The 12,551-nt window shown below is 48.4% G+C and carries 12 protein-coding genes and 1 riboswitch; of the genes, 2 read left to right on the top strand and 10 right to left on the bottom strand.

The window, feature by feature from the left end; genetic code table 11:
- Positions 1–65 precede the first annotated feature (65 nt).
- Positions 66–1,739 (bottom strand): DAK2 domain-containing protein, encoded by a 1,674-nt coding sequence (locus tag KNQ14_RS04370; protein ID WP_371743324.1) that lies wholly within the window; start codon positions 1,737–1,739, stop codon positions 66–68.
- 25 nt (positions 1,740–1,764) lie between these two features.
- Positions 1,765–2,127 (bottom strand): Asp23/Gls24 family envelope stress response protein, encoded by a 363-nt coding sequence (locus KNQ14_RS04365; protein WP_023468757.1) that lies wholly within the window; start codon positions 2,125–2,127, stop codon positions 1,765–1,767.
- 283 nt (positions 2,128–2,410) lie between these two features.
- Here KNQ14_RS04365 and rpmB point away from each other — a divergent pair, with 283 nt between their 5' ends.
- Both rpmB and KNQ14_RS04355 read left to right on the top strand, forming a co-directional pair.
- Positions 2,411–2,599, top strand: a complete 189-nt coding sequence (gene rpmB, locus KNQ14_RS04360; RefSeq protein WP_023468758.1) for a 50S ribosomal protein L28 — start codon at positions 2,411–2,413, stop codon at positions 2,597–2,599.
- Between the two features lie 140 nt (positions 2,600–2,739).
- Positions 2,740–4,143 carry an amino acid permease gene (locus KNQ14_RS04355; protein ID WP_214859765.1) on the top strand — a complete coding sequence of 468 codons (1,404 nt, stop codon included), beginning with the start codon at positions 2,740–2,742 and terminating at the stop codon, positions 4,141–4,143.
- Between the two features lie 54 nt (positions 4,144–4,197).
- Here KNQ14_RS04355 and KNQ14_RS04350 read toward each other — a convergent pair whose 3' ends face one another.
- The 8 genes from KNQ14_RS04350 to fmt form a co-directional block, all read right to left on the bottom strand.
- Complete coding sequence (locus tag KNQ14_RS04350) at positions 4,198–4,800, bottom strand: thiamine diphosphokinase (protein ID WP_214859764.1); 603 nt, start codon at positions 4,798–4,800, stop codon at positions 4,198–4,200.
- A gap of 1 nt (position 4,801) precedes the next feature.
- Positions 4,802–5,362, bottom strand: a complete 561-nt coding sequence (gene thiT / locus KNQ14_RS04345; RefSeq protein WP_023468761.1) for an energy-coupled thiamine transporter ThiT — start codon at positions 5,360–5,362, stop codon at positions 4,802–4,804.
- A gap of 60 nt (positions 5,363–5,422) precedes the next feature.
- A riboswitch (TPP riboswitch) is annotated at positions 5,423–5,532 on the bottom strand.
- A 22-nt stretch (positions 5,533–5,554) separates the two neighbouring features.
- Positions 5,555–6,211: a ribulose-phosphate 3-epimerase gene (rpe, locus tag KNQ14_RS04340; protein WP_029342106.1), complete on the bottom strand. Its 657-nt coding sequence runs from the start codon at positions 6,209–6,211 to the stop codon at positions 5,555–5,557.
- Between the two features lie 2 nt (positions 6,212–6,213).
- Positions 6,214–7,119 (bottom strand): ribosome small subunit-dependent GTPase A, encoded by a 906-nt coding sequence (gene rsgA, locus KNQ14_RS04335; protein WP_029342107.1) that lies wholly within the window; start codon positions 7,117–7,119, stop codon positions 6,214–6,216.
- Positions 7,120–7,144: 25 nt separating this feature from the next.
- Complete coding sequence (gene pknB / locus KNQ14_RS04330) at positions 7,145–9,079, bottom strand: Stk1 family PASTA domain-containing Ser/Thr kinase (protein ID WP_214858030.1); 1,935 nt, start codon at positions 9,077–9,079, stop codon at positions 7,145–7,147.
- 2 nt (positions 9,080–9,081) lie between these two features.
- A complete protein-coding gene (locus KNQ14_RS04325) occupies positions 9,082–9,816 on the bottom strand; it encodes a Stp1/IreP family PP2C-type Ser/Thr phosphatase (protein ID WP_023468765.1) in 735 nt (244 codons plus the stop codon).
- Between the two features lie 18 nt (positions 9,817–9,834).
- Positions 9,835–11,166, bottom strand: coding sequence for a 16S rRNA (cytosine(967)-C(5))-methyltransferase RsmB (rsmB, locus tag KNQ14_RS04320; RefSeq protein WP_214859763.1), 1,332 nt, complete (start codon positions 11,164–11,166; stop codon positions 9,835–9,837).
- On the bottom strand, positions 11,163–12,545 hold the full coding sequence (fmt, locus tag KNQ14_RS04315; protein ID WP_214859762.1) for a methionyl-tRNA formyltransferase: 1,383 nt from the start codon (positions 12,543–12,545) through the stop codon (positions 11,163–11,165). Before fmt ends, rsmB begins: the two co-directional genes overlap by 4 nt.
- Positions 12,546–12,551: the final 6 nt, after the last annotated feature.

Here is a 12,551-nt window from a genome sequence, read left to right as displayed (position 1 = left end):
ACCTCTATTATCGCAGATGGTGGGATTCGTGAAAAGGCTAGTCGCCCTTTTTCAGTATGATGGTTTTATTCGACGCTTAAAATGTACGAATAAAGCGGTTGTTTGCCGTCGTGGACTTCCACCTCAGCATCCGGATTGACCGATTCGATGTACGCGACGAGGTCGTCGACTTCTTCTGTTGAGACGCCTTCACCGTAAAGAACCGTGATGATTTCGTCGTCCTCAGTGACGAGTGTATCGACGAGTTTCTTGACGGCACCAAGACTTGAAGCGTCCGTAGCGACGATTTGTTTTTCAGCAATCGCCATATGGTCGTCCTTCTTGATTTCTACACCATCGATGTTCGTATCACGTACGGCATATGTGACTTGTCCCGACTTAACGGCTGCAATCGCATCTGCCATGTGCGCTTCGTTCTCTTCGACAGTCGCTTCTGGATTATAGACGATTGTTGCTGCTAAACCTTGTGGAACTGTTTTTGATTTCACGACCGTCACACCACAATTCGCAACAGATGCTGCTTGTTCAGCGGCCATGATGATGTTTGAGTTGTTTGGATAGACATAAACGTGTTCAGCGTGTGCATCATCGATCGCCTTAACGATATCTTCAGTCGACGGGTTCATCGTTTGTCCGCCTTCGATGACGACACTGACACCGAGTGATTTAAAGAGTTCGCTGATTCCTTCACCCATTGCGACTGTCACGAGGGCTGCTTTCGCTTTTGCCTTCGGTGCAGCGACTGGAGTGACTTGGTTCGCACCTTCTTCTTCAAGGATCGTCGAGTGTTGTTGACGCATGTTTTCAATCTTAACAGCGACGAGTTCACCGAAACGTTGTCCTTTTGTGATGACTTCTCCTGGTGTTTCAACGTGGACGTGAACTTTAAGGAGTTCTTCATCCGCTACGACGAGCAATGAATCACCGAATTCCGCTAATTCGTTACGGAAGTCTTCTTCGCTGAATGGTGCATTCGCAAGCTTGTCATCTTGGAAACGAACCATGATTTCCGTACAGTAACCGTAATGGATTTCTTCTGTCGACATGAAGCTTTGAGCCGTTTTATGATGCTCTGCTTCGACGAGTGCTTCCATGACAGGCGCATGCGGTTTGTCGAGTTCTTTTCCTTCGAGTGTTGCGAGGAATCCTTCATAGATACAGACGAGACCTTGACCACCAGAGTCAACGACGCCGACTTCTTTTAATACCGGAAGAAGTTCTGGTGTACCGTCGAGCGATACTTTCGAAGCTTCGACGAGTTGACGCATCAACTCTAAGAAATCCGTCGTCGTCTCAGATTGTGCGATAGCAGCGACAGCTGTTTCACGGGCAACCGTCAAGATTGTTCCTTCAACCGGTTTCATGACTGCTTTGTATGCTGTATCGACACCTTTTTGTAACGCATCTGCGAATTCCTTCGTATCAATCGTTGTTTTGCCTTCGATTGATTTCGAGAATCCACGGAACAATTGACTTAAGATGACGCCAGAGTTTCCGCGCGCCCCCATCAATAATCCACGTGCGAAGACGTTCGCGACTTCCGATACAGAATCCGAAGTTGATTTACCTGCTTCTTTTGCACCTGAAGTCATCGTCAAATTCATGTTCGTTCCCGTATCACCATCTGGCACAGGGAAGACGTTCAATGAATCGACGAAATCTGCATTTTGATAGAGATTCGCCGCGCCATTTTGAATCATCTTGACTAACTGCGCTCCTGTTAAACGATCTACACTCACTAAAGTTTCCTCCTCTATTCCCGCCTTAGACATTCGTCAAGCGGACTCCTTGGACAAAGATGTTCACAGATGTCACGTCAAGACCTAGTGCCTGACTGAGCGTGTATTTCACGCGACTCTGTACGTTGTTCGCCACCTCTGAGATTTTCGTTCCATAGCTTACGATGATATGCATATCGATATGGACCTGCTCTGAAGCCTGTCGAACGATGACACCGCGTGCAAAGTTCTCACGTTTTAAGAGTTCAGCAAGACCATCCTTGATTTGAGACTGGGATGCCATACCAACGACACCAAAACATTCCATTGCTGCGCCGCCAGCAAGTTGCGCGACGACATCATTATCTACATCAATCTTTCCATAGGTCGTTTTCATCTCGATCGCCACCTGAGTAGCCCCCTTTGAATATTGTATTCTTCTCATAATTCTACTATAAGGACCTACTATTGAAAAGTCGCCGTACTGACTATACAATGAATAAGTGAAAAATAGTAGCGGTCAAATGAACTTTTACCATCATCCTCATCCATTATTTTAAATTTCGAGGTTGTCTGTCAAGTTTTTTTCTTGTCAGCTACTTTTTTTATGTTGCAACCGCCCTGACACCATGCTAAGATAGCAAAGTGTCTATTAGGACGAACGCAAAACAACATAAAAGGAGGCGGAACGCATGGCACGTAAATGCTACGTTACTGGGAAATCGCCAAAGTCGGGTAACAACCGTTCACACGCATTGAACAAAACAAAACGTACTTGGGGAGTCAACGTACAAAAAGTACGTATCCTCGTCGACGGTAAGCCGAAAAAGGTTTGGGTTTCAGCTCGAGCTCTTAAATCAGGTAAAGTCGAACGCGTATAAGGCGCAACCACCGGATGGGAATCTTCCCTTCCGGTTTTTTTATGCCCTCATTTATTTTTCTCATAAACTAATTGTCGCTTTTATTGAAAACGCTTACAATAGGAACGTACTTTATTTTGTCAGAATTGGGGGAAGTCATCATGCAACTCAAACGAGAGATGACGAGTCGACACCTGTTCATGATTTCACTCGGCGGAATCATCGGAACAGGCTTATTTTTAGGGTCAGGATTAACGATTTCACAAGCAGGACCTCTCGGGGCGGTCCTCAGTTACATCGTGGGTGGGACCATCATGTATCTGACGATGTTATGTCTAGGAGAATTAGCGGTCTATCTGCCGGTCTCGGGGTCATTTCAGACCTATACGACCCGATTCATCGGACCAGGGGTCGGCTTTGCCGTCGGTTGGATTTATTGGCTCGGCTGGGCCGTGACGGTGGCACTCGAAATTACAGCTGCCGGCAGTTTGATGGACCGCTGGTTTCCGAACGTACCCGTTGTCGTCTGGTGTACCGTCTTTACGGTCTTGCTGTTCGGTCTGAATGCCGTCTCCGCCAAAGCATTCGGTGAAGCTGAATTCTGGTTCTCGAGTTTGAAGGTCCTCGCGATCCTGTTCTTCATCATTCTAGGTGGCGCTGCTTGGTTCGGCTGGTTACCGATGGAAGCAGATCGTCCGACATCGTTATTTGCGAACTTTACGGCAAGCGGTTGGTTTCCAAACGGGATTCTCGGTGTCTTGACGACGATGATTGCCGTCAACTTCGCCTTCCAAGGAACGGAATTGATCGGTGTTGCGGCTGGGGAGTCCGACACGCCCGAAAAATCGATTCCAAAAGCCATCCGCAACACAGTCTGGCGGACGTTCATCTTCTTCGTCTTATCGATTACGATCGTTGGTGCATTAATTCCGTATGAAACAGCTGGCGGAGTCAGCAGTCCGTTCATCATGGTCTTTGATGCGATCGGTATTCCGTACGCTGCTGATTTGATGAACATCGTCGTCTTGACAGCGTTGTTGTCCGTCGGAAACTCCGGATTATATGCGGCGACTCGGATGTTATGGGCAATGGCGCAAGAAGGGATGATTTCAAAGAAATTATCTTACGTCAATGCACGTGGTGTGCCGATGCGGGCGTTGCTCTTTACGATGATGTTCGCGATGTTATCGCTTCTGACCGCATTTTTCGCAGAAGATACCGTCTTCATTTGGCTCTTGTCCTTAGCCGGACTCGGGGCTCAAGTCGGCTGGATTTCAATCTCTGCTTCGCAGCTTGCATTTCGTCGTCAGTTCGTCCGAAACGGACACGATGTATCCGAACTGAAATTCAAGACACCACTCTATCCGGTGTTACCACTGATTTCGTTGACACTTAACGTCGTCGTCCTCGTCAGTCTTGCGTTTCAAGCGGATCAACGAATCGCTCTATACATCGGTGTTCCTTTCTTCCTTGTCATGTGGGGAAGTTATCATCTCTTCGTCAAAGGAAAACATCTATCCGCTCAAAGCGACATCCGTGTCGCCCCTTCTCAACTCGACGAATAATTTCATCTAAAAAGAGGCCGCGGAGTCATCCACGGCCTCTTTCCTATGATTGTGCTATTCCTTAAGCGTCCGCATCAACAATAGTTCTCCTTGATGGAGCTCTACCTTCGCTTCTGACGCACACCATTCATTACTGACGGTCAAGGAACCTCCGACCGGTACTGGATGTGCATCAAGTGGATATTTGACTCCGGATAAGCTTAAAGTCGATGGTACGAGTGGAATGAACGAAAGATAATGATAGCTCCCTGCTTCGACTGCATACGTTCCCTCAGCCAAGTATCGTACCTCTTCTCGTTTCGTCACGAGTCGTGCCTCTGGGTATCGCTTCAATAGATATACATTTTGGACGGTCATGTCGAGCCGCCCACCTGTCGCCCCGATGATGAAGGTATCCTCAAACTGTTTCTTCTCTGAGACTGTACGAAGTGCCAGTTCGAGATCCGTTTCATCTTTCTCGGCCGGATGAACGATTGCCCCTTCTGGTACATAACCAAGAGAATCAAAATCACCAATCGTCAGGTCGCATGTCAGCCCAAACGATTCAATCGTCTGAACACCACCGTCGACACCGACGATAAAGTCACCTGGCTGACAAAACTTCCGTAAATCCGGCGCTTCTTCTCGCGGACCGGCACAGACGAGAATCGCCCGCATCTCAGACGCCTCGTGCCGAATAACGGAGTAAGCGTGGCGCAGTCGTGAATAAAAGACCCGCAACGACACCACAAAGAACGTAAGACGGTACCATGTATGTCGCGTTATAAATCAATGAATACGGTACGACTGGACCTTCGGCATACTCGGCAAAAAAGACGATTCCACTGATGACATGACAGATATAACGGAGTCCTGCGCCTAATAACGTCGCCAGGAGAACGAACGCCATCAAGCTTTTCTTTTGTCCATTGCGCGCGGCTAGTCTGACTTGACGCGCGAACAGACCACTTAATCCGACGACACCATACGCAATCGTATAGTCAAGCATCGGTTGAACGATCGTCAAGACTTGTGGAGCGAACATCAATTGAATCGTACCGACAAGCGCTCCCGTGACGACCCCTCCGACGACACCGTGGCGAAATGCCATGACGAAGATCGGTAACATCGCTAAGCTGATTGAGCCTCCTTGTGGCATTTTGAATGGAATCAGTAAATCAAAGACGACTCCGAGACTGGCGAAGATGGCAATTTCCATCATCATTTGTAACCGTTTCATGCTATTTTCCTCCTTCATTGTACGAGAGGACGCAAAAAGGCAGTACGACGAACGCCGTACTGCCTGCGTGCGCCACATCCCTACGTCCGTTTGAACGGAACAGGTTCGAAGGGTTAAAGTCTAAAAGACTTCTCTCAGCCGCTTTTCAAGCGACACCCCTTGCGGTCATCATATTTCGTTTTCTCGTTCTTATTATACGGCAGCCCCTTGACGAATGCTAGTGATCGCTTCCGCATAATCTGGTGCATTGTAGATTGCTGATCCTGCGACGAGAACGTTCGCACCGTTATCGATGCAAAGCTTTGCCGTTTCCGGATTGACGCCACCGTCAATCTCGATTTCAAATGTCAGACCACGATCTGCTTTCATTTGCGCAAGTGCTGCGAGTTTCGGCATGACACGCTCGATGAAGGCTTGTCCACCAAAGCCCGGATTGACCGTCATCAATAAAACCATATCGACATCCTCAAGGACGTGTTCAATCGTTGATAATGGCGTATGGGGATTCAAGACGACTCCTGCCTTTGCGCCCGCTGCTTTGATTTGTTGCAAGACACGATGGACATGATTCGTCGCTTCGACGTGGAACGTCACGATGTCCGCCCCTGCTTTGACGAAATCCTCGACGAAACGTTCTGGCTGGTCGATCATCAAATGGACATCGAGAATCATATCCGTCTTTTGACGTAAGCTGCTAAGCACAGGTAATCCAAATGAGATGTTCGGTACGAACTGACCGTCCATGACATCAAAATGGATATAGTCCGCGCCTGCTGCTTCGACTGCTTTAACATCGCGTTCGAGATTCGCAAAATCTGCTGATAAGATAGATGGTGCAATTTTAATCATCTTCAATACCTCCGGGCTCGATTCTTGATTTCGTCTATAAACATACCATAGTTCTCATAACGAGAGGACATGATTTCTTGGGCTTCGACGGCTTCCTTGACGGCACAACCGGGTTCATTCAAATGCAAGCAACCTCGGTATTTGCAATCATCTTGTACAGCCACGAATTCAGGGAAACTCCACCGTACATCCTCGATTTCCATATCATACGGAAAATCGAGGTTCGAGAAACCTGGCGTATCGGCAATCAATCCTTCGGCAAGCGGCATCAATGTGACGTGGCGCGTCGTATGACGTCCTCGTCCGAGTGATTTCGAGATCGCACTTGTTTCTAAATCAAGAGAGGGTTCCAGTGCATTGAGCAATGAACTTTTCCCGACACCGGATTGTCCGGCGAGAACGCTCGTTTTTCCAGCAAGTAACGGACGGACTTGCTCAATACCTGCCAACGTCTCACTTGATGTCTCGATGACCGTATACCCAATCTTCCGGTAAGCGGCAATCGCCTCTCGGACAGCCGGTCCTTTAACATCGTCCAGCAAATCCATCTTCGTCAATAGGATGACGGGTTGAATTTCCTTCGCTTCGATCAAAACGAGAAATCGGTCGAGCAAGTGCGCTGAAAAATCAGGTTCTGCCGCCGAGACGACGAGCAATGCCTGGTCGATATTCGCGACTGGAGGGCGTACTAAAAAGTTGTCCCGCTCCTTCACTTCGAGAATATATCCTGTCTCACTTTCGATATGAAGAACGACCTCGTCTCCGACGACTGGACTGATGCCGCGTTTTCGGAAATTCCCTCTTGCCCGTGAACGGACCTCTCCTTCTGGTGTCATGACATCATAAAAGCCACCCTGCAGACGTATGATCGTTCCTTCTCGATTCTCTTCGATGCGTTGTTCCGTCATCCTATGCACTCCTTTTTCATCACATTCATTGTGCGTCTTTTGCTTGATTGTACGTGATGGTTTTTGAACGATACACCGTATCGTCTTTATAGATCGTAATTTTTCCTTCTTCTCCTGGATCAATCGTCACCGGCACGTCGAATGTCTCATCTTGATCAATCGATTCCTCGATGACGGTCCGCTTCCCTTTCGCGTCTTCCGTCTCAATCCGGATGACTTGTTTCGGTGGTTCCTCGTCCTCGTTCTCGCTGACCGCATCATAGACGACCTTTTCAGGGAACGTTGCCGTCACCGTTTTTTCTTCCTCACCTTTTGAGATGAACACAGTCACGGAGTCGTTCGGTTCGACTTGTGCTCCTGCTTGCGGGAATTGACGGATGACTTGATCGAGCTTCACGTCACTTGAAAATTCTTGTTCAAACGTGCCGTCGAGACCCATTTCATCGAGATACGCTTTTGCTTCATCACTCGATAAGTTCGTCAAATCTTTCAATTCAAAGGACGAAGTTCCTTCTGAGACAGTGATCGTAATCGTCTGTTCTTTTGCGATCACTTCCGTTCCAGCAGAGATCGATTGTCGGATAACATTACCTCGCGCGATTTCATCCGACTTTTCACGTTCGACTTCGACTTTTGCGAATCCAGCCTCTTTTAATGTGGCGATCGCCTCTTTTTCAGCGTCATCTGTCACATCCGGTACTTCGACCGGAGCACTACCTGTAGAGACGACCAAGTTGACTGTCGAACCCTTCTTGACTTGTGCGTTTTCACGCGGTGTCTGACTGATGACATCGCCTTCCTCGACTGTATCGCTATTTCGTTCTGTCGTCTCAACAACGAATCCAAGTTTCTCAAGCTTCGTTTCCGCTTCGTCTCCATCCGACTTGACGACAGATGGTACGGTGACCGTTGGATCTGGCCACATCGCAAACGTCGTAGCTGCACCACCTAGCAATATGAGCAATAAGAGGACGATCCACCAGCGTTTTTTCTTTTTCTTTTCCGGTGTTTTCGGTTGAACGGTCGTGACAGCGGGTGATTCTGGTTCCGCTTTTGATTCTTCTGGCACTTGTACAGGCGATAAGACCATCGTCTTTTCCATCTCATCCTCTTCTGCACCACGGATGCCTTCACTTGCTCGTTCGTCAGACAACGCCGTCACCATATCTGTCTTAAAGGCTGCGACGGACTGTTGGCGGTCATGCGGTGCTTTTGCGAGCGCCTGCATGATACAGTTCTCAAGCGCTTGTGGCACTTTCGGATTCAAGACGGATGGGCGACGCGGTGTATCTTGCAGATGCTTTAAAGCAATCGCAACCGGTGAATCACCTTCGAACGGGACTTGTCCTGTAACAAGTTCGTATAATACAGCACCAAGCGAATAGATATCCGACTTCTCATCCGCAAATTTACCTTTTGCTTGTTCTGGTGAAAAGTAATGGACGGATCCAAGGACTGACATCGTATGCGTCAGCGTCGCATTCGACATTGCCACAGCGATTCCGAAATCCGTTACTTTGACGGTACCATCTTCTCGAATCAACATGTTTTGCGGTTTGATATCGCGATGGATGATCCGGTGTGCATGGGCGTGATCGATCGCATCACAAATTTGAGCGATGATATCGACGGCCTGCGGCACAGGTAATGCTTGATTTTCACAAAATGTCTTTAATGTCATACCATCGATATACTCCATGACGATGTAATAGATGGCATCTTCTTCGCCTACATCATAGACGGCAACGATGTTTGGATGATTCAAGCTGGTAGCAGCATGCGCTTCACGTTCGAATCGACGAATGAACTGTTCGTCATGCGAAAATTCAGTCCGTAAAATCTTAATGGCAACATGACGCTTTAAAATCTCATCATAGGCTTGATAGACATTTGCCATCCCGCCACTTCCAACTAGCCGTTCTATGCGGTAGCGGTCATTTAATCGATCTCCGTATCGCATATTCAGACCCTCTTTCTTTCTTTGAACCGGATGGCGGCAATCGTAATATTATCCGCGCCTCCTCGAGCATTCGCTTCTTTCACCAATCGTCCAACGATCTCATCAAGCGGCTCATCCTGTAAGATGATCTGTTCGATGACATCATCTGGCACTTCATCGGTCAATCCGTCACTACAGACGAGGACGAGGTCATAGTCTGGAGCATCTCTGACTTGAATGTCGACTTCGACTGTTTCGTTCGAGCCGACCGACCGTGTGATGACATTCTTACGTGGATGATTTTCGACTTCCTCATCCGAAAGTTCCCCCATTTGTCGTAACATGTTGACGTAAGAATGATCATCCGTCAATTGTTTTAACGCCGTACCTTCAAGGGCATAGACCCTACTATCTCCAACATGACCGATGACGAGCAAATCTTCGACCCAGCATACGCAGGCAATGGTCGTTCCGACGATTGCAAGTTGCTCGTCTTTTGAAAACTGAAGAATCCGGGCATTTGCCTCGGCTACACGTTGTTCTATCCATTCAGACAATTCCATCGGACGATTTGGCATGAGTGAAAAGGATGCTTCAAATACCTCGCGAACGATCGCACTTGCGATATCGCCAGCAGCATGACCCCCCATACCGTCCGCAACGACGGCAAGACCACGTTCGGCGTTCCCGACGAGTAATACCGTATCCTCATTTTTAGTCCTGACTTTCCCAGTAGTCGAAAGGTGAGCTAACTCCATGACAGTCCTCCGTTCGTGTCAATCTTCTCGTTTTTTAAACGCGGCAATATAGAAGCCGTCCGTTCCGACTGTCGTCGGTAACAACTTGAGTTCTGCTCGATCCCCGATCAGATGTCGCACGGATTCCGGCATCCGTGCCGCGAAGGATGTATCAAATTCAAATCCTTGATCGAGAATGAACGCTGTCTGATCCTCGTTCTCGATCGGATCAATCGTACAAGTCGAATAGACGAAGGTTCCACCCTTTTTAACGAGTGGTAAGACAGATGTCAGAATATCTCGTTGAATTTTCGGGAGTTGCTCGAGTTGTTCCGGGCGTTTCGTCCATTTGATATCTGGTTTTCTTCGAATGACACCGAGTCCTGAACAAGGTGCGTCGACAAGAATCCGATCAAACGATTCTACTTCAAAGCGGTCTCCTGCTTTACGAGCATCTAACGCTTCTGCTTGAACAGTCGTAAGACCTAATCGTGTCGCTTGCTGTTCAATCAATTTAATCTTATGTGGATGAAGATCAAGTGCCTGTAGTGTTCCCGTCGTCAAACCTTCAGCAATATGCATCGCTTTCCCACCAGGTGCGGCACAGCTGTCAAGTACATGATCAGATGTTTCTGCACCGAGTGCACGGGCGACGAGCATTGAGCTCTCATCCTGCAGAGAAAGATACCCTCGGTCAATCAGATCCGTTTTTTGAATGCTTCCTCGTTCGATTTCGAGACCGTCTGGCGCGACCGTAGATGGTTTTGCCGTCACACCTTGGTCGAGTAGAAGCTCGATCGCTTCCTCTCGCGTCGTCTTCGTCCGATTGATGCGAACCGTGACCGGTGCAGGTGTGTTATTCAATTGACAGATTTGAAGCGTTTCTTCTGGACCAAACAGTTCAATCCAACGTTCGACGAGCCACTGCGGGTGACTCGTTTCGATGCTGATTCGTTTTGCAACAGGCTCGATTTCAGCGAAATTAGGCATTCCCGCCCGTAATACATTCCGGAGCACTCCGTTGACGACTTTCGAGACGTGGACTTTTCCACGTTTTTTAGCAATCTCGACAGCTTCATGGATGACGGCATGATCCGGTACACGATCAAGATAAAACAATTGATACACACTCATCCGTAACAACGGACGCATGAACGGATCAAGTTTTTTCTGTTTCGCTAGATACGGCTCCAAAATATAATCCAGTGTCAATTCACGACTGAGCGTCCCGTAGACGAGTTCCGTGAACAAGCCGACATCTGTTGCTGAGATAGCACGCTTTTCAAGCATCTGGTGGACGGTGATTGTCGAGAAGGCACCACCTTGACCAATTTTCATCAGTGTCGTTACTGCTGCGTCACGTACATTCATGCATTCTCACCTACTTGTTGTCCGAGTTCAAGCGATTGACCGATCCCGCGCATGAACGTAGCACCGTCCATCCGTTTTTTTCCGGACGGCTGTAAGTCGATCAGCTTCAACGCTGTCTCCGAACCTGTCGCGATGACGGGACCATCCGCTTCTAAAGCGATGATTTCGCCTGGTCGTCCCGTTCCTTTGACTTTCGTCGCGAAAAAGACTTTCAATCGGTCATCACCAAGCATCGTATACGTACTTGGGAAAGGATTCATTCCTCGGATTTGATCATAGAGTGTCTCACCCGGTAACGTAAAATCAAGTCGTTCCCGCTCGCGTGAGATGTTCGGCGCAAACGTCGCTTCTGCCTCGACTTGTGCTTCCGGTGTCAATTCACCTGCGAACAGACGCGGTAAGGTCTCAAGCAATAGTCGCGCTCCTGCGTCCGCTAACTTTTCAAACATCGTTCCGACTGTATCGTTCTCTTCGATCGGAACAATGATTTTTGACAACATATCACCGGCATCCAGTCGATCGACCATATACATGATCGTCACGCCTGTCTCTTTTTCTCCATCGATGATTGCTTGATGAATCGGTGCACCGCCACGATATTTCGGTAGGAGTGACGCATGGACGTTGATCGCCCCAAAACGTGGTGCTTCCAAAATCGCTGTCGGTACAATCTGACCGTAAGCTGCCGTGATAATGAGATCTGGTTTTAAATCAAGGACGTCCTGATAGTCTTCACGAATCCGTTTCGGTTGCAACACAGGAATATCGTGGTCCATCGCGACGAGTTTCACAGGTGTCGGTTTGACTTCCCGTTTTCGTCCGACCGGCTTATCTGGTTGCGATACGACACCGACGACGTCATACCCAGCATCGATCACTTCACGCAGTGTCCCTGCCGCAAACTCAGGTGTCCCCATGAAAACGACGCGCGGTTTTTCTTGCTCGACAAGTTTATCCGTGAACAGGACACCGTCTAAATGATCCATCTCGTGCTGGATGGCACGTGCAAAAAAGCCGTTTGCCTTGATTTTGACCGTCCGTCCGAGACGATCTTGCGACTTGACGACGATGCGGTCGAACCGTTCGACCGGTCCGAAAATGCCTGGCATGCTGAGGCATCCTTCGTCATCGATTTGTGAACCATCGGCTTCGATGATTTCCGGATTGATCAGCTCGATCGGTCCTGTCTCATCATCCGTATGGACGACAGCTACACGGATCGGTTGATTGATTTGCGGTGCCGCTATGCCGACACCATCATATTCGTACATCGTATCGAACATCCGGTCGATCATCTTACCGAGTTTTTTATCGAACTTCGTGACAGGTTCACATACCTGTCGTAATACATCATTTGGTACTTCTACTACTTTATACATACAGAC

It is taken from the genome of Exiguobacterium sp. s161 (assembly GCF_018619045.1).
Taxonomy (GTDB): domain Bacteria; phylum Bacillota; class Bacilli; order Exiguobacteriales; family Exiguobacteriaceae; genus Exiguobacterium_A; species Exiguobacterium_A indicum.
Note: the sequence above shows the minus strand (reverse complement) of the source record. Positions and strands in the feature narration are given on the sequence as shown.

Excerpts from the sequence above, each read along its gene's own strand:
- KNQ14_RS04350 (WP_214859764.1), bottom strand. The coding sequence starts at position 4,800 with ATGCGGGCGATTCTCGTCTGTGCCGGTCCGCGAGAAGAAGCGCCGGAT.
- KNQ14_RS04355 (WP_214859765.1), top strand. The coding sequence starts at position 2,740 with ATGCAACTCAAACGAGAGATGACGAGTCGACACCTGTTCATGATTTCA.
- thiT (WP_023468761.1), bottom strand. The coding sequence starts at position 5,362 with ATGAAACGGTTACAAATGATGATGGAAATTGCCATCTTCGCCAGTCTC.
- rpe (WP_029342106.1), bottom strand. The coding sequence starts at position 6,211 with ATGATTAAAATTGCACCATCTATCTTATCAGCAGATTTTGCGAATCTC.
- rsgA (WP_029342107.1), bottom strand. The coding sequence starts at position 7,119 with ATGACGGAACAACGCATCGAAGAGAATCGAGAAGGAACGATCATACGT.
- rsmB (WP_214859763.1), bottom strand. The coding sequence starts at position 11,166 with ATGAATGTACGTGACGCAGCAGTAACGACACTGATGAAAATTGGTCAA.
- pknB (WP_214858030.1), bottom strand. The coding sequence starts at position 9,079 with ATGCGATACGGAGATCGATTAAATGACCGCTACCGCATAGAACGGCTA.
- rpmB (WP_023468758.1), top strand. The coding sequence starts at position 2,411 with ATGGCACGTAAATGCTACGTTACTGGGAAATCGCCAAAGTCGGGTAAC.
- fmt (WP_214859762.1), bottom strand. The coding sequence starts at position 12,545 with ATGTATAAAGTAGTAGAAGTACCAAATGATGTATTACGACAGGTATGT.
- KNQ14_RS04325 (WP_023468765.1), bottom strand. The coding sequence starts at position 9,816 with ATGGAGTTAGCTCACCTTTCGACTACTGGGAAAGTCAGGACTAAAAAT.